Genomic DNA, 22,227 nt, shown 5'->3' with positions numbered 1-22,227 from the left:
TCAGAGCTCCGCCTGGCCCGCGCCCCGCAGGGTGCCCAGGTCGAACACGTCGCCCATGGTGCGGTAGCCCAGGTCGCTGGGGTGCAGATGGTCGCCGGAGTCGTACTCGGGGCGCAGCCGGCGCGGGTCGTAGGGGTCCCGGAGGGCCTTGTCGAAGTCGACGACCGCGTCGTACACGCCGCCGGCCCGGATCCCGGCGTTGACCTGCTGCCGTATCGCCTCCCGGGCCGGGGTGTAGCCGCGGTGGCCCTGGAAGGGCATGAGGGTGGCGCCGATGACCTTCAGGCCGCGGGCGTGGGCCTGGCGGACGAGGGTGCGCAGGCCGGTGAGGATGCGGTCGGGGTCGGCGAGGCGGGGGTTGCGCAGGATGTCGTTGACGCCGAGGTCGATGACGACGACCTTGACGTTGGTGCGGGAGAGCGCGTCGCGGCCGAAGCGGCCGAGGCCGCTCTGGTTCTCGGCGGGCCGGCCGAGGCCGTCGGCGAGGACCTGGTTGCCGCTGATTCCTTCGTTGACGACGCTGTAGCGCGGCAGTCGGCCGCCGTTCTCCAGGGCGCTGCGCAGCCGGCCGGAGAGGATGTCGGGCCAGCGGCGGTTGGTGCCGGTGGTGGAGGTGATGCCGTCGGTTATGGAGTCGCCGAGGACGACGACGGTGCCGGTGGCCTCGTTGCTGAGCAGGTCGAGGGCCGTCACGTAGCGCCAGTAGGGGGTCTGTCCGGTGTACGGGGTGCCGGTGGCGTCCTCGGTGCGGTCGCCGGTGGCGAGGTAGGACAGCTGGCGGGCGTGCGGGTGGTAGGTGACCGGCCCGGAGGGGGTGGGGGAGTAGGTGGTGATCAGGACGTCGGCGCCGTGCGGGACGGTGAGGTGGACGGCGTCGCTGACGGCCTGTCCGCCGGCGGGTATGACGGTGCCGGTGCTGCCGCCGAAGGTGAGGCGCCGCATGCTTTCCGCGTCGGCGGCGGCGGTGCCGTCGCCGCTGGAGAGGGCGAGGGAGGCGTGGCTGATGGTGAGGGGGGACTGGCCGTAGAGATTGGACAGTGTGACCCGGGCACTCGTACCGCCGGTGCTGGTGTGCACCACGTTGCGGACCGAGCGGCCCGCCAGGCCGGTGGTCTCGGTGCCGGGTTCGCCGCCGACGGGGGCGGTGGCCCAGGCGCCGACCCAGGTGCCGGTGGAGGCGGGGGCGGCGTGGGAGTCGCGGTGCGGGCGGTTGTCGGCGAAGGTGCTGCGGGGGGTGCCGTCATCGGCCGCGACGGTGACGTAGATGCCGGCGGACAGTGCGATCACCAGGGCGACCAGCGCACCGAGCACCGCATAACCATGACGCTTGGCCACTCTTGTGTTGTTCTCCTCGACAGAGGGGAGCCCGAGGCTCCGGTCCTGCTCGCCCATGATGCGTCATGGGCCGGAGAGGTCTGACAGGCCCCTGCCATTGCTCCCCTCCGGACAGACGCCGGGAACTCCTGTTTCGTTCCGGGAGTCGGTCAGGAAGGGACAATTGTGTGCGGGATCACCGAACGGGTGGAGCTGATGGAACCTACCGAGACGGGAACACCGGGGCGGGTCGCGTCGTACAAGACGATGACGGCGTTCACCCCGGCCGACGAGGAGCGCCGGCGCGGGGTGCGCCGGATGAAGCTGACGGCGACGGGCATGCTGCTGTTCGTCGCGGTGGTCTACGTCCTGGCGAAGACCGCCGGGAGCGCGGGCGCGGGGAGGTGGACGGACTACGTGGCGGCGGCGGCCGAGGCCGGCATGGTGGGCGGGCTCGCCGACTGGTTCGCGGTCACGGCGCTCTTCCGGCATCCGCTGGGGCTGCCCATCCCGCACACCGCGATCATCCCCACGAAGAAGGACCAGCTGGGCGTCTCGCTCGGTGAGTTCGTCGGGGAGAACTTCCTGTCCGAGGACGTCGTACGGCAGCGGCTGCGCGCGGTCGGCATCGGCAGCCGGCTCGGGGCCTGGCTGGCGGAGCCGGAGCACGCGGACCGGGTGACGGCGGAACTGGCCACCGCCCTGCGCGGCGCGTTGACCGTGCTGCGCGACTCGGACGTGCAGGCGGTCGTGGGCGAGGCGATCACCCGGCGGGCCGACGCGCAGGAGATCGCGCCGGGGATCGGCAAGACGCTGGAGAGGATCGTCGCCGACGGCGGGCACCGGCGGGTGGTGGACCTGGTGGTGGCGCGGGCGCACGACTGGCTGGTGCTGCACCGGGACGACGTGATGGTGGCGGTGGAGGGCGGCGCGCCCGGCTGGACGCCGCGGTTCGTGGACCGGAAGGTCGGTGAGCGGGTCTACAAGGAGCTGCTGCGGTTCGTCACGGAGATGCGGGACATGCCCTCACACCCGGCGCGTGGTGCGCTGGACCGTTTCCTCACCGACTTCGCCTCCGATCTGCAGTCCGACACGGACACCCGGGCGCGGGTGGAGCGGCTCAAGGGTGAGGTGCTGGGCCGTGGCGAGGTGCAGGACCTGATCGCGTCCGTGTGGACGGCCGTACGGTCGATGATCGTGGCGGCGGCGGAGGACGAGCGCAGCGAGCTGCGGACGCGGGTGCGGGCCGCGCTGCTGTCCCTGGGCTCGCGGATGGCGACGGAGCCGAAGGTGCAGAACAAGGTCGACTCGTGGGTGGAGGGCGCGGCGGTGCACGTCGTGACGACGTACCGCGCGGAGATCACCTCGTTGATCACGGACACGGTGGCCGGCTGGGACGCCGAGCACACCACCCGGAAGATCGAGGCGCACATCGGCCGTGACCTGCAGTTCATCCGGATCAACGGCACGGTGGTGGGTTCCCTGGCGGGGCTGGTGATCTACGCGGTGTCGCGGGGGCTGGGGGCCTGACCGGAGTGTTCCGGTGCGCTGCGGGCACCCGGTATCCCGCCTCGACGTGGAGGGAGCCCCATGAGCGCAGCAGCCGAAGCGCCGTCGCCGGAGACCGGCCGGACCATCACCACGAACATCCCCGCCCGACTCGACCGTCTGCCGTGGTCCCGCTGGCACTGGACGATCGTGATCGGTCTGGGCACCGTGTGGATCCTCGACGGCCTGGAGGTCACGGTCGTCGGCAACATCGCCAGCCGGCTGTCGGAGCCCGGCAGCGGTCTGTCCATCTCTTCCGGGCAGGTCACCGGCGTCGCCGCGGCCCTGTACGTGGCGGGTGCCTGCCTGGGTGCCCTGTTCTGGGGGCGGCTGACCGACCGTTTCGGCCGGAAGAACCTCTTCATGATCACCCTGGCGGTGTATCTCGCGGCGACGGCGCTGACGGCGGTGTCCTGGGAGGCCTGGTGGTTCTTCCTGTTCCGCTTCCTGACGGGTTTCGGTATCGGCGGTGAGTACGCGGCGATCAACTCCGCGATCGACGAGCTGATCCCGGCGGACTACCGGGGCCGGGTCGACCTGATCATCAACGGCAGTTTCTGGCTGGGCGCGGTCGGCGGATCGCTGCTGTCGATCGTCGCGCTCGACACCGACCTGCTGGCCGCGAACGTCGGCTGGCGCCTGACCTTCGCGCTCGGCACCGTCCTCGCCCTGGTCATCCTGCTGGTACGCCGGCACGTCCCGGAGAGTCCGCGGTGGCTGCTGATCCACGGCAGGGACCGGGAGGCGGAGGAGATCGTCACCGGTATCGAGCGCCGGATCGAGGAGGAGCGGGGCGAGCGGCTCCCGGAGCCCGAGGGCGAGCTGGAGATCCGCCAGCGCAAGAACGTCACCTTCCTGGAGATCGCGCGCACGGTCTTCGGCCAGTACCGCAAGCGGGCGGTGCTCGGCTTCTCCCTCTTCATCGGCCAGGCGTTCCTGTACAACGCGATCACGTTCGGTTTCGGCGCCATCCTGACCAAGTTCTTCGACGTGCCCGCCGACCACACCGGCTACTACTTCGCGGTGATCGCGGTCGGCAACTTCTGCGGTCCGCTGCTGCTGGGCAAGCTGTTCGACACGGTCGGCCGCCGCGTGATGATCTCCTCGACGTACCTGCTCTCCGGCCTGCTGCTGTTCGGCACGGCGTGGCTGTTCGACCGGGGTTCGCTGAGCGCGGGCACGCTGACGGCCTGCTGGTGCGCGGTGCTGTTCTTCGCCTCGGCGGGCGCCTCCAGCGCCTATCTGACGGTGTCGGAGATCTTCCCGATGGAGACGCGGGCGATGTCGATCGCCTTCTTCTACGCCCTGGGCACCGCGGCCGGCGGTATCAGCGGCCCCCTGCTCTTCGCGGACCTCACCGGTACCGGCCGGGTCGGCGACACGGTGCTGGCCTTCTCCATCGGCGCGGCGCTGATGTGCGCGGCCGGTCTGGTCGCCGCGTTCCTGGCGGTACGGGCCGAACGCCGCTCCCTGGAGGACATCGCCCGTCCGCTGACGGCGGTGGCGGGCCGGGCGAAGGCGGCGGCGCGGAACGGCCGCCCCGGCCCCCGGGGCGGTGGCTCCGCGGCACCGCCGGCGGCGAGCACGCCGTGACGGGGGCAGGCCCTGATGGGGGCAGGCCGTGTGGCGGTGAGCGGGCCCTGGTGGCGGCGAGGGGGTCGTGATGGCGGCGAGCCGGCCGTGACGGGGGCGAGCCGGGCCGTGACGGGGGCGGTGCCGGTGGTGCCGGCCGGGGTCCGCCGTCAGGCGCCGGTGGTGGAGCCCGGCCGGACGATCATCAGGACCGTCACGGTGGCCCACAGCAGGTTGAACAGTCCGGTGGCCATGGCGAGCCGCGCCGTCTGCGCGGACCCCCCTCCGCGTTCGAAACGTTCGGGGCGTTCGGGGCGTTCGAGGAGGGCGGTCTGGCCCGGCAGCACGAGGGCGACGAGGACGAGCGCGGCGAGTGCGGTCAGGGCGATCGACACGATCAGCCAGGCACTGCCGAGCACGCCCATCTCGCTCGCGGTGGCGAACCCGAACACGGGGACGACGACGCCTACGACGGCGTAGACGCGGCAGATCCGGTGCAGCAGGCGGAGTGTCCCGTCGGCACCGGTGCCGGCACCGGCATCAGCACCGATACCGTCGGCCCCGTCGGCCAGGGCCCGGCGTGCGGCGGGCGGGAACATGCTGGCGGCGACGGCCACGGGCCCGACGGCGAGGATCGCGGCGATGACGTGGACGGCGAGGAGGAACTTGGTCACAGAGGGACGCTAGGGGCGGCGGGGGTCCCGGAGGAGTGGCAGGACTGCCAGGCTCCGACGGATTCTCGCCAGGCGCCCGTACGCTGCTGACGACGGCGTTCCCGCTCCCACCCCCCTGTTGGCGAGAACTCCTCGCACCCCTACTCTCTCGCCATGCACACCGTGGCCGTACTGGCGCTGGACGGCGTCATCCCGTTCGACCTCTCCGCCCCCGTCGACACCTTCGGCTGGGCCCGGCTGCCCGACGGCCGGCAGCCGTACCGGGTGCGGGTGTGCTCGGTGCGGGAGGAGGTGAGCGCGGGCGCCTTCACGGTCCGGGCACCGTACGGCCTGGAGGCGCTCGCGGAGGCCGACACGATCATCCTGCCCGGGGTCGCGGAACCACCCGAGACGCTGCCCCCCGGGGTCGCCGAGGCGCTGCGCGCGGCGGCGGCGAACGGCACCCGGATCGCGTCGATCTGCGTGGGCGCGTTCCTGTTCGCGGCCACGGGCCTGCTGGACGGGCTGCGCGCGACGACCCACTGGATCGCGGCCCCCGACCTGGCCCGGCGGCACCCGGAGGTGACGGTCGACCCGAACGTGCTGTACGTCGACAACGGCCGGTTCCTGACGTCGGCGGGCGCCGCGGCCGCCCTGGACATGTGCCTGCACATGATCCGCAAGGACTTCGGCTCCGCGGTCGCCGCGCACGCGGCCCGGATGTCCGTGATGCCGCTGGAACGGGAGGGCGGGCAGGCCCAGTTCATCGTCCACGACCTGCCTCCGGCCCCGGCCGGCACCACCCTGGAGCCCCTGCTGGCCTGGCTGGAGGACCACTGCGGCCGGGACCTGACGCTGGCGGAGATCGCGGCGCAGGCCGGCATGAGCACCCGTACCCTCAACCGCCGCTTCCGGGAGCAGACCGGTACGACCCCGCTGCAGTGGCTGCACCGGGCGCGGGTACGGCGGGCCCAGCATCTGCTGGAGACCACGGCGCACCCGGTCGAACGCATCGCCGTACAGACGGGCTTCGGCTCCCCGACGGCCTTCCGGGAGCGCTTCCGGAAGGTGGTGGGGACGAGCCCGCAGGCGTACCGGAGGGCGTTCCGGGCGGGGGCGGCGTGAGGCGGGGAGGCTCAGACGCCGGTGCGTGGTGAGGACGCAGGCTCAGGGCGCCGGTGTCGTGAGCAGGACCGGGGCTCAGGCGGCCTTGCGGTCGGCGACGGCCCAGGAGGCGACGGCGACGGCACCGGCGACACCGAGGACGGACGGCCAGGCGCCGACCTTCTTGGCGAGCGGGTGGGACCCGGCGAACGCGGCGACATAGGCGGCGGTCAGTGCGCCGGCCGCCTTGCCGCCGGCTCGGGCGCGCCACTGCTGGGCCGCCGCGGCACCGGCGACGGCGAGGACGGCCCCGCCGAGCTGCCGCTTCTTGGTCCAGCGGGCGACGCCGTAGCCGCCGACGAGCCCGGTGGCGGCTACGACCGCGCTGGGAACCCTGGCCATGAGTGCCTCCTCATATCCCGAATGTCTGTCCCGAGGCTAACGCGCGGCCGGACCGTACCCCCGAACCTGAGTCGAAGCTTGTCAAGTTTCCAGCGGAGAGTTATATAAGAAGTCGTAGGGCATCGCACACAGTCCCTGAAGAGAGGAGTGACCCGTGATGCTCATGCGTACCGACCCCTTCCGCGAATTCGACCGACTCGCGCAGCAGGTGCTGGGCGCGAACGCCCGCCCGTCCGCGATGCCGATGGACGCCTACCGGTCCGGTGACGAGTTCCTCGTCCACTTCGATCTGCCCGGCATCGACCCCGAGACGATCGAACTCGACGTCGAGCGCAACGTCCTCAACGTCCGCGTCGAACGCCGCACCCCCGCACCCCAGGACGCGGAGATGCTGGTCGCCGAACGGCCCACGGGCACCTTCACCCGCCAGCTGTTCCTGGGCGAGACCCTCGACACCGAACGGATCGACGCCTCGTACGACGCCGGCGTCCTGACGCTGCGCATCCCGGTGGCCGAACAGGCCAAGCCCCGCCGCATCCAGATCACGGGTGGCGACACGGGCCGCAAGCAGATCAGCGGCTGACCACCCAACGACGGGCCGCGCCGGCCATTCCTGGTCCGACCGGCGCGGCCCACGCACGCGTCCCGCGGCCCGAGCGGGGCCCGACAGGCGGCGGCCCCGTCACAGGTGCCGCGCGACCCACACGTCCCCCAAACACTCGCGAAAGGCGGCGGAACGCCCACACGCCGCACGACCCCCACCAGCCACATGTTGGCTGAACTGCCGCCCATGCCCGCTGCATTACGGGGTACCGGGCTTGCGGTGCCCCGAAGTGTCCCGGAGGAGGAGCCACCACGATGACCGTGACCACCCCGCAGCCGAGAATCGCCATCCCTGCCCCGGCCCCGACCGCGTCCCGCCCGCGTGCCAAGGGCACGGCGGACAACGCCGACTGGCTGGAGCTGACCGAGGCGGTACGCGAGGCGGGCCAGTACCCGACGAGAGCGGAGGCGGAGCGCGTCACCCGAATCGTCCTCTCGGCCCTGGGCGGACACGTCACCGGCGACGAACGCGTGTCCCTGGCCCAGGCCCTCCCCCGGGAGGCGGGCCGCGTCATCGCCTCCCAGATTCCCGCCACCCAGCCCCTGACGGCCCGCGAGTTCGTCGAGTCGGTGGCCACCCGCATAGAGGGCTCCACCCCCGCGACGGCCCGCTGGGACGTCAGCTCGGTCCTGAGCACCCTGTCCGCCCACATCGGCGAACCCCTGACCACCCGAGTCCTCACCCAACTCCCCCCGGGCTACGCGCTGCTGTTCGGCCGGGCGGAACTGGCCCCGACGGCCTAGTAGGTGATGGGCGCCGCACACCCTGCTGCGGCGCCCGGCCACACCCTCTCCGACGATACGAACGCAGCCGACGCCAGCGCTCAACGGGCCTGAGCCGGCCACTTTCCTTGGGCTGCCCCACGGCACCTTGCCTAGGACGTCCCCCATCCCGTTGGCGCGCTGAGATGGTGCGGCTCGGCACTATCCGGCACGATGCCTGATCAGTGCAAAGTAGCGGAGTCGGGGCCGAGGGCAGAGGTAGTGACCACTCTGCGGGGTGGAACAGTTGACCTAGCTATCAACCGCGTGAAGCAGGTCGTTCCTGCATGGATCCAAAGACAGTGCAACTCGCTGGCAGGCCATGCGATCAGATGATTGAATTGCCTTTCGACGCCCATCCCCCAATCCGGCATCAGCCTACATCCCTTGACGCGGCGTCAGGAGACCTCCATGCCCAAGTACAGCTACGACCTGCCCAAGCACGCCGTTGATCACGGTGTAGAGGTCAAGATCGCCGAGCTCCTCATCGATCCGCAGGCTCAGCGCACCCTGAATGAGCGTCGCGCTCAGTCGATCGCGAACAATCTCGTCCGCGAGGCGATCGGAACCATCATCGTGTCGGAGCGCGAGGACGGGGCGAGGTACATCGTTGATGGTCAGCACCGCAAGCGTGCCTCTGAGCTGGCCGGGTTGGAGACCATCAGAGCCGATATCCACTACGGACTCACTCAGGAGCAGGAAGCCATACTCTTCCTGATCAAGAACCGTGAGTCTCACAAGCCGCGTCCGATCGACGAGTACCATGTCGGCCTCACCGGTGGTGTGCCGCTGTTTGTCGACACTGACCGCGTTCTGAAAGCCCACAGGCTCAGCCTTGGTTCTTCCTCGACCAACAGTGTCGGAGCTGTGTCGGGTGTCCTGCAGATCACGGATCGTTACGGGGCTGAGGTGCTCGATCGCACGCTCACGATCGCGGAAGAGGCATGGGGGCGCAGCGCCGAATCGTGGGACGGCATGCTTCTGGGCGGTATCGGGATGTTCCTCGGTCGCCACGGCGACCTTGTCAATGACCCCGAGCTTGCGAAGAGGCTTGAGCGCACGGCCACGGCGGCGAAGTGGCGTTCTCAGGTGTTGAGCGCCTCGTCCAATGGGGGCTTCAACAACAGCGGTACCGGGTCAAGGATCAGCGTGTGCTACCGCCTTGTCCTGGACGCTTGGAACAAGGGGCGTCGGCCGGCCAACCGAATCGAGGGCTGAGCCCCCAGCCGCCAGCAGTGCTCGGCGAGAACGGAGGGGCCTGACCGGACGCGCCGGGGCCCCTCTTCCGCCTGCGCTACTTAAGCGTGCCCCGCACCAAGGCGCCAATGAAGAGGTGCCAAGCACCAGGCTGGACGGCAATCGCGGAGTTCCCAGCCGACTTTGAATCGCGTATGAGCGTGTCGTCAGCCGTGTACGCGCACTCCACGCACTCGGTACCGCTGCCACCGCTGTAAGAGGACTTGAACCAGTGAAGGTCGGGCGATGCTCTCATCAGGGCTCCCTGCTGATCTGATCAATGAGCTCGGCTGAAGACTCGAAGTCGAGTGCTTGAGCGCTGAGGTATTCGAACGCCAACTTATAACGGTCCAGTTCCTGCGGCTTCTCCATGAAGAGGCCGCCACCGATGAGGTCCACGTACACCACGTCGAGTTCTCGGGTCTGCCCGCGCAAGACGGCGAAGCTGCCGACGGCGGCAGCGTGCGCACCTCGTTCGAACGGAAGTACCTGGACGGTGATGTGTGGCCGTTGCGCTTGTGTGAGCAAGTAATCCAACTGCTCCCGCATGACCTCTCGACCCCCGACCAATCGCCTGATAGCCGCCTCGTCAATGACACACCAGATGTGCGGGGCGTCCTCACGATCCAGCAGCTCTTGACGCTTCATGCGGATGTCGACCATGTGCTGGATCTCGCGTTCGGGACACTGCACCTCCGAAGCGCGGTGCACAGCTTCGGCGTACGTCCTTGTCTGCAGCAGGCCAGGGATGTACATGCAGGCGTAGTGATCCTCACGTACGACCTCGTCTTCGAGGGTCAGCATAAGGTTCATGGATTCGGGGATGGGGTCGGCCAGAGAACGCCACCAGCCCTGGATCCTTGCGCCCTTGGCCAACTCGACCAGCGCCGACCGCTCCTGGTCCGAGGCGCCGTACTCGCGGCACAGAGCGTCAACGGCGGGCCACTTGACCGTGCCTTCCTTGGTCTCGTACCGGCTGAGTGTTGCCTTCGAGATGCCGACGCGAGCTCCCGCCTCCTCCAGGGTCAGACCCGCCGCCTCCCGGAGTCGACGCAGATCAGCTCCTAGTTGGCGCCTGCGAGTGGTGGGTCCAACCGCCATGCCACTGACCCTTCCTGTCGTTGTCGTAGATCGTCCTCGACCCCTCAAATGAACCGCAAGGGGGCGTGCGCTCGGGGCGTGCAGCCTATGGGCGTGCACCGTTTCGACTGTGATGAGAGTTCCATTTTGGAACTCTCATCACCATCCTAGAGGTGCTAGGCATCAGGGGTGCAGACGGCCCTTGATGGGCCGAGAGAGAGTCGAGTAGGTCATGCACTGCACCGGTTGTATGCCGCGGAAGAAGTGGACCCTGCCGTTTTTGGCCGAAGCCCAAGAAGTCGCCTCTCTGCGGCGGGTCTTGCGACTTCACCTTGAACTTTGGGGATTGCCGGAAGTCAGCGAGGCTGCCCAACTGTGCGTCAGCGAGTTGGTTGCGAACGTCATCAAACATGTGGGCCCCGGCACCCCGACCACTCTGGCGGTCTCCATGAGCGGAAATCGCCTGCGCCTCGAAGTGCACGACCCCGATGCCCGTGCCCTTCCCATCCTGACCGATGCGGACTCGACAGCCGAGGCCGGGCGGGGGATGTCCCTCATCGACGCGATCACCGAACGTTGGGGCGTCGACTTGCTCCCCGGGCGCAAGGCGACATGGTGTGAACTCCGCACCAGCCTCACTTCGGCTGATGGGCACTCCACAGGTCCTCGTGTGTCCCGAGCAGCGAAGGTGATCGGGTTCTACGCGAACGCGAGGGAACTGCCGACGGGGTCCCGCAAAGGTCGGTTGAGAATCACAGCGGCGGAGGACGCGGCGATCAGCGTGATCGCCGATCTCCTGCACTGGCTCGGCGTACACGGCAGGGACGCGGACGAGGTGCTGGAACGCGCCCAAGCCCGCTTCGAAGCCGATCTGACCCACTGATCGTCAGTGTCGATTGCCGTCGGTCAGCCACGGTGATAACCGAGTGCCTCCACACATTGGCCGGTAACCATGCTTGAGGCGCCAAGTGACCTTGCAGCTAGTACTCACGACGTGGGAGGCGGAAGGCTGTACGTCAGACGGTCGTGCCGTGACAGTCCCCATAGACACGGTTCGCCCCGCACCAGCACCCCGCCCCCCTCCCCGGAGGCCAGGCCACCGCCCGTCCCCGCGCAGCGAGGGTCGTCGCGTACTGGGGGAGCAGGGTGGGGTCCGTCGGGGAGGTGCCCTCCGAGGCTGCGAAGGCCTCGTAGGAGGGGACCGTGCCGGTGACGATGCCGAGGTTGGCGGTGCCGGAGGCGGAGAGTTCGCGCAGGGAGGACTCTATGGTCGCCAGGTGCTCGGCGTGGGAGGGGTACTCCGAGGACAGGGTGGGATACGCCGACAGCAGCTCCGACAGTTCCGGGGCCGGCCAGTGCAGGACCGCCACCGGGAACGGGCGGGAGAGGGCCTCGCGGTAGGCGCCGAGTTCGGCGCGGAGGCGGGAGATCTCCGCCTGGAGTTCCGCGGGGTTGTCCGAGCCCAGGGACCACACGCGCTTGGGGTCGTGCAGTTCGTCCAGGGAGACCGGGGACGTGTGCAGGGTGTCGGCGAGGGTGTCCCGGTCGTCGTGCGGCAGGCCCAGCATGCGGCGGACGCGGTGGCGGCCGTAGAGGAGGGGGTGGGTGGCGGCCGGGGGCTCCTCCGAAGGGACCAGCAGGAGGTCGGCGGCCTCGGTGAACGTCTTCGCCGCCGCCTCCAGCTCGTCGTGGGCTTCGAGGGCCTCGGCCACGATCACCCAGGGCGCCGGGTCCCGGGGGGCCGTGGTGCGGATGCCCTCGATGATCGCCCGTGCCTCCGCCTCATGGCCGTACTCCCACAGGTTGGACGCCTTCAGGGCGCGGACCAGGGCGGGGTTGTCCAGCCCGTCGGCGGACGACAGCAGGCGGTCGTAGAGGGTGGTCGCCGCGGGGCGGTCACCGGACAGTTCCAGGTGGGCCGCCGCCCGCAGGAGGAGGGTCTCGGCGTCCTCCGGGTACAGGCCGGCGGTCCGCTCCAGGCGTGCCGCTTCGGTGGTGTGGTCGACGTTCTCGGCAGGCGTGTCGGGGCGCATGGGGGACACCGTACTGCCGGGCGGTGACAAACGTGAGATGCCCCCGGGGGGTGTGCACCGCGGTAGGACGATCCGGATATCTTCGGTGCCGACAGCTACGGGGCGGAGCCGGCATGCAGAAGACGGGTGCGCTGGTCGCGGACGATCCGGTGACCGCCGCGGACGAGGGGCGCGAGCCGCCCCGGCACTGGCCGCTCCTCCTCGTCGGCGCCGCCGTCGTCCCCGGTACGGTCCTCTTCCTGCTCGGGCGCTGGGGGGACGCCCCGGCCGTGCAGGCCTGGCGGACCGTGTGTCTGGCCGTGACCGTGCAGGCGCTGCCGTTCCTCCTGCTCGGTACGGCCCTGTCCGGGGCGATCAACGCCTTCGTGCCGGAGGGCGTGTTCCACCGGATCCTGCCCCGCCGGCCCGTGCTCGCCGTGCCCGTGGCCGGGGTCGCCGGGGTCGTCCTGCCGGGGTGCGAGTGCGCCTCCGTGCCGGTCGCGGGCAGTCTGATCGGGCGCGGGGTGCCGCCGGCCGCCGCCTTCGCGTTCCTGCTGTCGGCGCCCGCCGTCAACCCCGTCGTGCTCACCGCCACCGCGATCGCGTTCCCCGGCGACCCCGCCATGGTGCTGGCCCGGCTGCTCGCCTCCCTCGCCACCGCCCTGGTGATGGGGTGGCTGTGGCTCCGGTTCGGCCGGGCCGAGTGGCTGAAGCCCGTCGTACGGCACACCGGGCACCGGCCGGGGCACAGCCGCCTGGACGAGTTCCGGCGCGGGTTCCAGCACGACTTCCTGCACGCCGGCGGCTTCCTGGTGCTCGGCGCGATCGCCGCGGCCACCTTCAACGTCGCCGTCCCGCGCTCGGTGCTGGACACGTTCGCCGGGGCGCCCTGGCTGTCCGTGCTGTTCCTCGCCGGGCTCGCCGTGCTGCTCGCGGTGTGCTCCGAGGCCGACGCCTTCCTGGCCGCCTCGCTGACCGGGTTCCCGCCGGCCGCGCGGCTGGCGTTCATGGTGGTGGGGCCCATGGTCGACCTCAAGCTGATCGCCTTGCAGGCGGGGACCTTCGGGCGGGCGTTCGCGGTGCGGTTCTCCGCCGCCACCGTCGTCGTCGCCGTCGCGTGCAGCGCGCTGACCGGATGGGGGCTGCTGTGAAAACTGCCGGTGGGAACCCGGGCCCGTACCGTCCGCTCAAGGCGGGGCTGCTCGTCCTGTGCGGGCTCGGGCTGCTGCACGTCTCGCTCTTCACCGACCTCTGCCTGCGCTACGTCAAGGAGGGCATGCGGCCCCTGCTCATCGCCTCCGGCGCGGTCCTGCTCCTGCTGGGCGTCGCGAGCGCCGTCCTCGACCGGGGGGAGGGGGCTGGGGAGCACCACCACGACCGGGGGGAGGGGACCGGGGGGCACCACCACGGCCACTCCGGTGTGCCCCGCGTCTCCTGGCTGCTCCTGCTGCCCGCCCTCAGCCTGCTTCTCTACGCCCCGCCCGCCCTCGGCGCCTACACCGCCGCCCGGCAGCCGGCGAAGGCCGTCGTCCACGACAGCGCCTTCGACCCGCTGCCGCGCACCTCGCCGCTGCCCATGACCCTGTCCGACTTCACCAGCCGGGTGCGGCAGGACCGGGGACAGGCCGTCAAGGGGCGCACGGTCCGGATGACCGGGTTCGTCACCCCCGGGCACGGCGGGAGCTGGGACCTGACCCGGATCATCCTCAACTGCTGTGCCGCCGACGCCCAGTCGGTGAAGGTGCGGATCCACGGCGGGCCCGCCCTGCCCGCCGACACGTGGGTGACGGTCACCGGGACCTGGCACCCGGGCGGGACCCTGGGCACCGGCTCGGCGGCGGTCGCGCTGGACGCCCGTACCGTCACGAAGGTGCCCCGGCCGGCGAACGGCTACCAGGACGCCCTGCCGCTGGGCTGAGCCGGCGCGTCAGGCGGTGACGCCGTCGATCTGGAGGGTCTGCACCGACTTGGCCGCGAAGGGCACGGACACCGACCTGCCGTTCAGGTAGGTGTCGGAGCGGGCGGTGTAGCGGTCGCCGCCGGTGGTGACCGTGGTCCAGCGGGGGACCAGGCCGCCCGGGCCGCCGCCGGCGGCGGAGAAGCGGGAGAGGTCGAAGGTCAGGGTCTGGGCGGAGGCGGCGGTGTTCGCGGCGACGATCACGAGCCGTTTCGCCGGCCGGTCCAGGGCCGCGACCGCGTAGCTCACGCCGGTGTCCAGGATCGTCATGCCGGGCCGGATGTGGCGGGTGAACTGGGCCAGGACGTAGTACTTCGTCTGGACCGCGCCCGGCTGGAGCGTGTCCGGGTCGTACGCGATCGCCGCCCAGCCGGCGCTGGGGTCCATCACCTGCCAGTACACCCAGGCCGTCGGGTGCAGCCAGCGGAAGTCGTAGAGCAGGTTGCTCGCGGTGGTCAGGCCGGTGGCGTCGCCGTCGCCGGTCTCCGAGTTCCACAAGGACTTGCGGGCGGTCGTCACCACGTCCGTGTACAGCAGGTCCCTGCGGCCGCCTGAGCCCTGGTAGCCGTGCACGTTGACCCGGTCCACGTAGCCCTTGGCGGTGGCGGAGAAGGAGTTCCAGGTGGTGCGGGCCAGGTCGTAGCCGGTCTCGTCGGACGCGGCGATCCTCGTGCCGGTCAGCCCGCGCTTGTCGAGTTCGCCGCGCAGGTACGGCAGTACGGCCGCTTGCACGCTCGCGTCGATGTGGCAGCCCTCCTGGGTGCCGGTCGCCGTCCACCAGGAGGAGGAGGGTTCGTTGAAGGCCTCGACGGTCGCGAAGTCCACGCCCCAGTGCTGCTTCGCGTACAGGGCGACCGCGGCGAGGTGGGCGGCGTGCCGGCGCTGGTTCCAGGACTGGAGGTTGTTGCCGCCGTCGGCCGCGCCGGACGGGTTGTGGTTGGAACACATCCACCACATGGGCGAGTTGGCGAAGAGTTCGGTGATCGCGCCGCGCTGGGCGGCCTTCACCAGCATGGCCCGCTGGGTGGCGTCCGCCGTCCACTTCCAGGCCGCGGAGGCCGGGTCCTCGTTCGTCCAGTCCTGCCAGTAGCCCTCGATCTGCTTGAAGGAGGGGATGTTCGGGGAGACGGCCATCGACTCGCCGCCGACGCTGTTGCGGCTGCACGCGCCCAGGTTGTAGCGGGCGATGTTGAGGCCGAGGCCGGGCAGCGTGGTGCCGTTGTACGCCGTGTTCCTGGTCGTGAAGAAGATGTCGGCGAAGTCGTCCCGGGTGCCGAAGACGTTCGCCCACCATGCCAGGGAAGTGCCCCAGCCTTCCCAGGTGCCGTACGTGGCCGACGGGTTGACGGCGATCGTCGCGTCGGCCCGGGCGGTGCCCGTGGCGAGCGTGCCGCCGAGGAGTCCGCCGCCCGCGGCGGCCAGCAGTGTTCTGCGTCGGATCATGGGTCGTTCGCTGCCTCTCCGTGCGGCTCCGGCGCCGCGTCCCGGACGCGGCGCCGTCTCGTCCCCCCCGGCATGCCAACAGGAAGCATCGGGGGTGCCGGACGGCGTTGTCGAGAGTTGTGACGGCCCTTTCTCAAACCCGTTGAGGAAGCCGGTGCCCGGCTCGGTGCCCTTCTGTCCCTGGCCAGTTGAGGGCGCCGCGCCTATCGTGCGGGCGGCTCCGGTGGAGGTGGGCGCGGATGCGGACTGCGGCGGGCGTGCGGGTCGTACGGCACAGCGATCGGCGCAGGAGCGCCCGGCGCAGGCGGGCGCTGTGGAGCGGGGGCGAGGTGCTGGTGACGGCGGGGCTGGTCCTCCTGCTGCTGGTCGTGCACCAGCTGTGGTGGACCGACCGGGAGGCGCGGCGCGGGGCCGCACGCGAGGTGGCTGCGCTGGAGAGGGAGTGGGGCAGCGCCACGACGGCCGGCCCCGGCGCCGCCCCCGGCGGTCCCGGTACGACCCCGGCCCCCGAGCCCGCCGCCCCCGCTACCTCCCGCGCGCCGCGGCCCTCGTCCACCCCCGTGACCGCGCCCCGGCGGTCCCAGGCGTACGCGGTGCTCACCATCCCCCGGCTGCACCTGCGCGTCCCCGTCGCCGAGGGCGTCGGCAGGGCGGACGTGCTGGACAAGGGGTACGTCGGTCACTACCGCGGCACCCAGCAGCCGGGCCAGTCCGGGAACTTCGCGCTCGCCGGGCACCGGAACACGCACGGCGAGCCCTTCCGGTACCTGCCCCGGCTGCGGCGGGGGGACGCCGTCGAGGTGGAGACGCGGACGGCGACGTACACCTACGCCGTCGACCGGATCCTGCCGCGCACGTCGGCGCTGGACTCGGGGGTCGTCCGGCCCGTCCCGCGCTCGCTGGTCCGGCCCGGGTACGGCTACCACGAGCCCGGCCACTACCTCACCCTCACCACCTGCACCCCCGAGTTCACCTCCCGGTACCGGCTGGTGGTGTGGGCCCGGCTGGTGTCCGTGCGGCCCAGGTGAACCACCGGCCCGGCGCCCCTCACGCCCCTTCCCGCAGCCCCGGCACGCTCACCGCGCGGGCTTCCTACGGCCGTCCCCATAGCCCCGGCACGCTCACCGCGCGGGCTTCCTACGGCCGTCCCCCGCAGCGTCAGCATGCTCACCGCGAGGGCTGCTCACGCCCCCTCCCGGCAACCCCGGCACGCTCACCGCGCGGGCTTCCTACGGCCGTCCCCCCAGCCCCGGCACGCTCACCGTGCAGGCTCCCTACGCCCGTTCCCGCAGCGCCAGCACGCTCACCGCGCCCGCCACCGCCAGCCCCGCCGACACCAGCAGTGCGAGGTTCGCGCCGCGGGCCGGGCCGTCGGCCGAGGTGGCGATGGCGATGGTCAGGGCCACGCCGGCGCAGGAGCCGATGTAGCGGAAGGTCTGCTGGGCGCCGGAGCCCATCGCGGCCCGCTGGGGCGGCACCGCCTCGACGGCGAGCAGCGGCAGCGCGCCGTTGAGCAGTCCGCTGCCGATGCCGCCGACGATCAGACCGGGCAGCAGGCGGGACCAGGAGCCGGAGCCGATGGCGCCGAGCATCGTCACCATGGCGATCGTGTGCAGGGCGAAGCCGAGGGCGAGCTGGGCGCGCGGGGCGACCCGGCCGGCCAGGTGCTTGACCTGGAGGGCCACGGCGAAGCTCAGTCCGGACCAGAGCAGGAACAGCCAGGCCGTGGCCAGCGGGGACAGCCCGAGCGCCTGCTGGAGCAGCGCGGGCAGGAAGCTGAACAGGCCGATCACGGCCAGGCCGGTGAACAGGCCGCCCGCGGAGGAGGCCAGGAAGGGGGCGTGCCGCAGCAGGGTGAGGTCGATCATCGGGGTGGCGGTCCGGCGTTCCACCACGGCGAACACGGCGACCAGCGCGACGGCCGCCGCCAACAGCACGGCGACGGGGGCGCGCAGCCAGCCGTCCCGGCCCAGGGTCAGGGCCGCGACCAGGGCCACCAGCGCCAGGCCGAAGGTGAGCGCGCCGAGCACGTCGGGCCGGCCGCCGCGCGGAACGCGTGATTCGGTCAGTGCCCGGGTGCCGAGCGCGGCCACGACGAGGGCGGCGGCGCCCAGCACGAGGTAGCCCGCCCGCCAGCTCGGCAGCGAGCCCGTGAGCAGCGGGCCCGCGGCGATGCCGCCGCTGACGAAGGCGCCCCACACGCCGGTGGCGTGCAGCCGGCCGCGCGGGCTGGGGAAGGCGTGCACGATCAGGCCGAGGGCGCTGGCCAGCAGGGCGGCGCTGGCCGCGCCCTGGGCGATGCGCGCCAGGGTGAACTGCCAGGTGGACGTGGTGAAGGCGCCGAGGGCGGTGGTGAGGCCGAGGGCCAGTGTGCCGGAGAGGAAGATCCGGCGCCGGCCGTGGTCGTCGGCGAGGCTGCCGGCCACCAGGAGGAGGGCGGCGAGGCCGAGGGGGGCGCCGTTGAGCAGCCAGGCCTGGGCGGAGAGCGGGGTGTGCAGGGCGGCCGCGGTGTCCGGCAGCGTGACCATCGGGGCCGTGTAGGTCATGAGGGCCACGGCGGTGGCCGCGCTGGTCAGGGCGAGAGTGGCGCGGGGGCGTACCGGGGTGTCCCGGGGGGTGGCACCGCGTACGGGCGCGGGGGTGGTGGCGGAGTCGAGCCGGGTCATGGCCTGTCCTGTCCTTCCGGGGCCCCGGCCCTGTCCACCGGGGTCTGCCGCATTCGGTTCGGTCACTGAATCGACCGCTCACCGCCACCGTAGCACCACGGGTTCGTTCATTGAACCCGTGTCCGGCAGGTGGTTACAGTGGAGGGCATGGCACTGGGCAAGGACTACGTGACGCAGGAGTGCTCCATCGCCCGCGCGCTGGAGGTCGTGGGCGAGCGCTGGACGCTGCTCGTCGTCCGCGACGCGATCTACGGCGTCCGGCGCTACAACGACTTCCTCGTCCACCTCGGGATCCCGCGCGCCGTCCTGTCCGCCCGGCTCCGGATGCTCACCGAGGAGGGCATCCTCGAAAAGCGCCGGTACCAGGAGTCGCCGCCCCGGGACGAGTACGTCGTCACCGAGCGCGGCGCCGCCCTCTGGCCCGTGCTGCGCGCCCTCGGCCGCTGGGGCCGCGACAACGTCGACGCCGTCCGGCTGCGCACCTTCCGGCACGCGGACTGCGGCGGGGACATCGAGCAGGGAACCTGCGCGGCGTGCGGAACTCTCGTGCCGGTCGCCGACGTTGTCATGGTGCCGGGGCCGGATCTGGACCCCGCCCCGGCGGATCCGGTCAGCAGGGCGCTGCTGCGGCCGAAGCGGCTGCTGGAACCCCTGGAGACCGATCCGGTGCACCTGGCACACTGATCACGTGATCATGTGACACACAGTCGTACGACAGGCAGTCATACGACAGGCAGTCATGCGAAGGGGGAGTGCTGATGGCCGGCCGTGTCGCCGTCGCGCGCCCCGTCGCCCTCCTGCTGCTCCTGGCGCAGCTGCTGCTGCTCCAGGCCGCGCTCCTCGGTGCCGGCGGCCTCAGCACCGCCGTCGCCCTCGCCGCGACCGCCACCGTGGCCACCGCGCTCGCCGCCTGCGCCCTGCTGGCCGCGCGCAGCGTGCCCGCCGTACCGCCCACCCGCGTCCGCACCGCGATACGCGACCGGGCCCGCCGTACGGCGTTCCTGCCCCAGCGCGATCCCGACGCGCCCGGCCGGCGGCGGCCCCGAGCACCCGGACACGCCGGTCCGGCGACCGCCGCGTAGGGCACGTCCTCGCACCTCTCCCGTACGTGACCTCGCGCGGGTCGTCCTGCCGTTCTCCGCTTCTTTCGGCACGACGAGACCCCCGGAGGGCTCACCCATGTCCGTTTTCGCTCATCTGGTCGAGCACTTGGCCGACCTGCTCACCCCGCTCTTCCACGCCTCCGCGGCAGCCGCCGCGATCGTCCTGTTCACCGCGCTCGTACGGCTCCTCGTCCACCCGCTGTCCCGGGCCGCCGCCCGCGGCCGGCGGGCCCGCGCCGCGCTCCAGCCGAGAATCACCGCACTGCGCGAGCGGCACGCCGGCGATCCGCAGCGGCTCCAGCAGGCGGTGCTGGAACTGCACGCCGAGGAGAAGGTCTCACCGCTCTCCGGCTGCCTGCCCAGCCTGCTCCAGCTGCCCGCCTTCTTCCTGCTCTACCACCTCTTCTCCAGCTCCACGATCGGCGGCGAGGGCAACGCCCTGCTCGGCCACCGGCTGCTCGCGGCACCGCTCGGCGGACGCTGGGCGGACGCGCTGACGGACGGCGGGGTGTTCGGCCCGGCCGGAGTCGTCTACCTCGGTCTCTTCGCCGTCGTCGCGGCCGTCGCCGCCGTCAACTTCCGGCGCGCCCGGCGGACGATCGCCGAGCAGCCCGCCCCGGCCGCCGCAGGCGACCAGGTGCCCGGTCTCGCCGCGGTCACCCGGGTCACCCCGTACCTGTCCTTCTTCACCCTCGTCACCGTGGCGGTCGTCCCGCTCGCCGCCGCGCTGTACGTCGTCACCAGCACCGCCTGGAGCGCGGCGGAACAGGCCCTGCTGTCCCGCTGAAAGGTGCCGTCCCTCCCGTTACGGTCCAGTACGTGAACAGGGTCTTGCGGACTGGACCGCGCAATTGGAGGATCGTCCAGTCCTCCGATGGCTGCACCCACCGGCGGGCGCCCGCGATCGAGGGAGATTGTGACCATGAAGCTGCTGCGAGTCGGTACGGCAGGGGCCGAGCGCCCCGCGCTGCTCGACGCCCAGGGGACCCTCCGGGACCTGTCGGGCCTCGTGGACGACATCGACGGCGCGCTCCTCGCCGACGACACCGCGCTCGACCGGGTGCGGGCGGCGGCCGAGTCCGGCGCACTGCCCGCGCTGGACGCGGCCGGGCTGCGGATCGGCCCCCCGCTCGGCCGCATCGGCAAGATCGTGTGCATCGGGCTCAACTACCACGACCACGCCCGCGAGATCGGTGCCGCGCCGCCACCGGAGCCGGTGGTCTTCCTCAAGGCGCCGGACACGGTCGTCGGGCCGTACGACACGGTGCTGGTGCCGCGCGGCTCGGTGAAGACCGACTGGGAGGTCGAACTCGCGGTCGTCATCGGCCGTACGGCCCGCTACCTGGACTCCGCCGAGGAAGGCCTCGCGCACGTCGCCGGGTACGCGGTGGCGCACGACGTCTCCGAGCGGGAGTACCAGATCGAGCGCGGCGGCACGTGGGACAAGGGCAAGAACTGCGAGACGTTCAACCCGCTGGGGCCGTGGCTGGTGACGGCCGACGAGGTCCCGGACCCGCAGCGGCTGGCGCTGCGGCTGTGGGTGAACGGGGAGCTGGAGCAGGACGGTACGACGGCCGAGCAGATCTTCCCCGTGGGCGAGGTGGTGCGGTACCTCAGCCGGTTCATGACGCTGTACCCCGGGGACGTCGTCAGCACGGGGACGCCGGCGGGGGTGGCCATGGGGCGGCCCGAGCCGAAGCCGTACCTGAGGGCCGGGGACGTGGTCGAGCTGGAGATCGAGGGGCTCGGCCGGCAGCGGCAGGAACTGAAGGACGCCTGAGGAGCGGGGCGCGTGTCGGACACGGCCCCGCGCCCCCGGGGCGGCGGACTCACCCCAGCAGGGAAGCCAGCCGGCGCCATTCCTCCCGGGGGAGGGTGGTTCCGGTGGCCGGTGTCACCACCTGGAGGGCGACGTGGTCGGCGCCCGCCTCGTGGAAGGCGGTGACGCGCTCGCGGATCCGTGTCTCGTCGCCCCAGGCGAAGACCGCGTCGATGAGGTGGTCGCTGCCGCCGTCCGCGACGTCGTCCTCGGAGAAGCCCAGGCGGAGGAAGTTGTCGGTGTAGTTGGGCAGTTCGAGGTAGCGGGCCAGGTAGGCGCGGGCCGTCTCCCGGGCACGGGCCGGGTCGGCCTCCAGGACCACCTTGAACTCCGGCGCCAGCAGCGCCTCTTCGCCCAGGATCTCGCGGGCCTGCGCGGTGTGCTCCGGCGTGACCAGGTAGGGGATCGCGCCGGCCGCGCGGTCGCGGGCCAGGCCCAGCATCTTCGGGCCCAGCGCGGCGAGCACGAGGCGGCCGGCGGGCACGCCCGCCTTGTCCAGCTCGTCGAGGTAGCCGGTCATGGCCGTGTACGGGCGGCGGTAGCCCTCCACCCGCGGGCCGTGGCTCACGCCGAGGCCCAGGGCGAAGCGGCCGGGGTGGGCCGCCTCCACCACGGCGAAGGAGGCCGCGGTGGTGGCGGCGTCCTGCTGCCAGATGCTCTGGATGCTGGTGCCGACGGTGATGCGGCGCGTCGCGCCGATGAGCGGGGCCGCGTGGTCGGCGGTGCTGTTGCCGCCCAGCCAGAGGGCGCCGTAGCCGAGTTCCTCCAACTCGGCAGCGGCCTCGTCCAGTTCGCCGCGCCGGGCCGGGTCCTCCGAGCGCAGCTCGATGCTCCAGACGCCGTGGCGGCCGACGGTCTCCTTCAGCGAGGTGGTCATTCGGTGTGATCCCTCCGGTGGTGGGCGATGCCGTGATCAACACGTCTTCCGTCACTGCCAACCGGAGGGGGGACCC

At 71.7% G+C, this 22,227-nt stretch carries 23 protein-coding genes; 14 read left to right on the top strand and 9 right to left on the bottom strand.

What is annotated here, in order from left to right:
- A complete protein-coding gene (locus tag IG05_RS0133025) occupies positions 1-1,335 on the bottom strand; it encodes an SGNH/GDSL hydrolase family protein (RefSeq protein WP_030347736.1) in 1,335 nt (444 codons plus the stop codon).
- 195 nt (positions 1,336-1,530) lie between these two features.
- Here IG05_RS0133025 and IG05_RS0133020 point away from each other — a divergent pair, with 195 nt between their 5' ends.
- Together IG05_RS0133020 and IG05_RS0133015 are read left to right on the top strand one after the other, a co-directional pair.
- On the top strand, positions 1,531-2,844 hold the full coding sequence (locus IG05_RS0133020; protein ID WP_234336115.1) for a DUF445 domain-containing protein: 1,314 nt from the start codon (positions 1,531-1,533) through the stop codon (positions 2,842-2,844).
- A 60-nt stretch (positions 2,845-2,904) separates the two neighbouring features.
- Entirely contained in the window at positions 2,905-4,455 is a 1,551-nt protein-coding gene (locus tag IG05_RS0133015; protein WP_030347734.1) for an MFS transporter, read from the top strand.
- Between the two features lie 149 nt (positions 4,456-4,604).
- On the opposite strand, the gene IG05_RS0133010 is transcribed toward IG05_RS0133015, so the two are convergent.
- The gene (locus tag IG05_RS0133010; RefSeq protein WP_030347733.1) at positions 4,605-5,108 is read right to left on the bottom strand and encodes a membrane protein; all 504 of its coding nucleotides are present in this window, start codon (positions 5,106-5,108) and stop codon (positions 4,605-4,607) included.
- Positions 5,109-5,261: 153 nt separating this feature from the next.
- Here IG05_RS0133010 and IG05_RS0133005 point away from each other — a divergent pair, with 153 nt between their 5' ends.
- The gene (locus IG05_RS0133005; RefSeq protein ID WP_030347732.1) at positions 5,262-6,212 is read left to right on the top strand and encodes a GlxA family transcriptional regulator; all 951 of its coding nucleotides are present in this window, start codon (positions 5,262-5,264) and stop codon (positions 6,210-6,212) included.
- 75 nt (positions 6,213-6,287) lie between these two features.
- On the opposite strand, the gene IG05_RS0133000 is transcribed toward IG05_RS0133005, so the two are convergent.
- Positions 6,288-6,593: a hypothetical protein gene (locus tag IG05_RS0133000; RefSeq protein ID WP_030347731.1), complete on the bottom strand. Its 306-nt coding sequence runs from the start codon at positions 6,591-6,593 to the stop codon at positions 6,288-6,290.
- A 157-nt stretch (positions 6,594-6,750) separates the two neighbouring features.
- Between IG05_RS0133000 and IG05_RS0132995 the strand changes: the two genes are divergently transcribed.
- The 3 genes from IG05_RS0132995 (at position 6,751) to IG05_RS0132985 (ending at position 9,176) form a co-directional block, all read left to right on the top strand.
- Positions 6,751-7,176, top strand: a complete 426-nt coding sequence (locus tag IG05_RS0132995; RefSeq protein WP_030347730.1) for an Hsp20/alpha crystallin family protein — start codon at positions 6,751-6,753, stop codon at positions 7,174-7,176.
- Positions 7,177-7,451: 275 nt separating this feature from the next.
- Entirely contained in the window at positions 7,452-7,940 is a 489-nt protein-coding gene (locus IG05_RS0132990; protein WP_030347729.1) for a DUF2267 domain-containing protein, read from the top strand.
- Between the two features lie 429 nt (positions 7,941-8,369).
- Positions 8,370-9,176: a DUF6551 family protein gene (locus IG05_RS0132985; RefSeq protein ID WP_030347728.1), complete on the top strand. Its 807-nt coding sequence runs from the start codon at positions 8,370-8,372 to the stop codon at positions 9,174-9,176.
- Between the two features lie 76 nt (positions 9,177-9,252).
- Here IG05_RS0132985 and IG05_RS0132980 read toward each other — a convergent pair whose 3' ends face one another.
- The gene (locus IG05_RS0132980) at positions 9,253-9,450 is read right to left on the bottom strand and encodes a DUF397 domain-containing protein (protein WP_030347727.1); all 198 of its coding nucleotides are present in this window, start codon (positions 9,448-9,450) and stop codon (positions 9,253-9,255) included.
- Positions 9,450-10,295: a helix-turn-helix domain-containing protein gene (locus tag IG05_RS0132975; RefSeq protein WP_030347726.1), complete on the bottom strand. Its 846-nt coding sequence runs from the start codon at positions 10,293-10,295 to the stop codon at positions 9,450-9,452. Before IG05_RS0132975 ends, IG05_RS0132980 begins: the two co-directional genes overlap by 1 nt.
- A gap of 229 nt (positions 10,296-10,524) precedes the next feature.
- On the opposite strand from IG05_RS0132975, the gene IG05_RS0132970 reads away from it, so the two are divergent.
- A complete protein-coding gene (locus tag IG05_RS0132970) occupies positions 10,525-11,157 on the top strand; it encodes an ATP-binding protein (RefSeq protein ID WP_107051467.1) in 633 nt (210 codons plus the stop codon).
- A 133-nt stretch (positions 11,158-11,290) separates the two neighbouring features.
- Here the strand turns inward: IG05_RS0132970 and IG05_RS0132965 are convergent, their stop codons facing one another.
- Positions 11,291-12,307 carry a tetratricopeptide repeat protein gene (locus IG05_RS0132965; protein WP_030347724.1) on the bottom strand — a complete coding sequence of 339 codons (1,017 nt, stop codon included), beginning with the start codon at positions 12,305-12,307 and terminating at the stop codon, positions 11,291-11,293.
- A 113-nt stretch (positions 12,308-12,420) separates the two neighbouring features.
- Here IG05_RS0132965 and IG05_RS0132960 point away from each other — a divergent pair, with 113 nt between their 5' ends.
- A complete protein-coding gene (locus IG05_RS0132960; RefSeq protein ID WP_030347723.1) occupies positions 12,421-13,437 on the top strand; it encodes a permease in 1,017 nt (338 codons plus the stop codon).
- On the top strand, positions 13,434-14,204 hold the full coding sequence (locus tag IG05_RS0132955) for a TIGR03943 family putative permease subunit (RefSeq protein WP_234336114.1): 771 nt from the start codon (positions 13,434-13,436) through the stop codon (positions 14,202-14,204). The genes IG05_RS0132960 and IG05_RS0132955 overlap by 4 nt, the downstream gene beginning before the upstream one ends.
- Positions 14,205-14,213: 9 nt before the next feature.
- On the opposite strand, the gene IG05_RS0132950 is transcribed toward IG05_RS0132955, so the two are convergent.
- A complete protein-coding gene (locus IG05_RS0132950; RefSeq protein WP_030347721.1) occupies positions 14,214-15,686 on the bottom strand; it encodes a glycoside hydrolase in 1,473 nt (490 codons plus the stop codon).
- 239 nt (positions 15,687-15,925) lie between these two features.
- Here IG05_RS0132950 and IG05_RS0132945 point away from each other — a divergent pair, with 239 nt between their 5' ends.
- The gene (locus IG05_RS0132945) at positions 15,926-16,714 is read left to right on the top strand and encodes a class E sortase (RefSeq protein ID WP_030347720.1); all 789 of its coding nucleotides are present in this window, start codon (positions 15,926-15,928) and stop codon (positions 16,712-16,714) included.
- 246 nt (positions 16,715-16,960) lie between these two features.
- On the opposite strand, the gene IG05_RS0132940 is transcribed toward IG05_RS0132945, so the two are convergent.
- Positions 16,961-18,352, bottom strand: coding sequence for an MFS transporter (locus tag IG05_RS0132940; RefSeq protein ID WP_030347719.1), 1,392 nt, complete (start codon positions 18,350-18,352; stop codon positions 16,961-16,963).
- 147 nt (positions 18,353-18,499) lie between these two features.
- Here IG05_RS0132940 and IG05_RS0132935 point away from each other — a divergent pair, with 147 nt between their 5' ends.
- The 4 genes from IG05_RS0132935 to IG05_RS0132920 all read left to right on the top strand — a co-directional run bounded on the left by IG05_RS0132935 (position 18,500) and on the right by IG05_RS0132920 (position 21,235).
- Positions 18,500-19,036, top strand: a complete 537-nt coding sequence (locus IG05_RS0132935; RefSeq protein WP_030347718.1) for a winged helix-turn-helix transcriptional regulator — start codon at positions 18,500-18,502, stop codon at positions 19,034-19,036.
- A gap of 74 nt (positions 19,037-19,110) precedes the next feature.
- The gene (locus IG05_RS0132930; protein ID WP_030347717.1) at positions 19,111-19,434 is read left to right on the top strand and encodes a DUF6412 domain-containing protein; all 324 of its coding nucleotides are present in this window, start codon (positions 19,111-19,113) and stop codon (positions 19,432-19,434) included.
- 97 nt (positions 19,435-19,531) lie between these two features.
- Entirely contained in the window at positions 19,532-20,242 is a 711-nt protein-coding gene (locus IG05_RS0132925) for a YidC/Oxa1 family membrane protein insertase (protein WP_030347716.1), read from the top strand.
- Between the two features lie 135 nt (positions 20,243-20,377).
- A complete protein-coding gene (locus IG05_RS0132920) occupies positions 20,378-21,235 on the top strand; it encodes a fumarylacetoacetate hydrolase family protein (protein ID WP_030347715.1) in 858 nt (285 codons plus the stop codon).
- Between the two features lie 49 nt (positions 21,236-21,284).
- Here the strand turns inward: IG05_RS0132920 and IG05_RS0132915 are convergent, their stop codons facing one another.
- Positions 21,285-22,151, bottom strand: coding sequence for an LLM class F420-dependent oxidoreductase (locus IG05_RS0132915; RefSeq protein ID WP_030347714.1), 867 nt, complete (start codon positions 22,149-22,151; stop codon positions 21,285-21,287).
- Positions 22,152-22,227: the final 76 nt, after the last annotated feature.

Origin of the sequence: Streptomyces sp. NRRL S-1022, from assembly GCF_000720135.1 — a bacterium.
Classification (GTDB): domain Bacteria; phylum Actinomycetota; class Actinomycetes; order Streptomycetales; family Streptomycetaceae; genus Streptomyces.
Note: the sequence above shows the minus strand (reverse complement) of the source record. Positions and strands in the feature narration are given on the sequence as shown.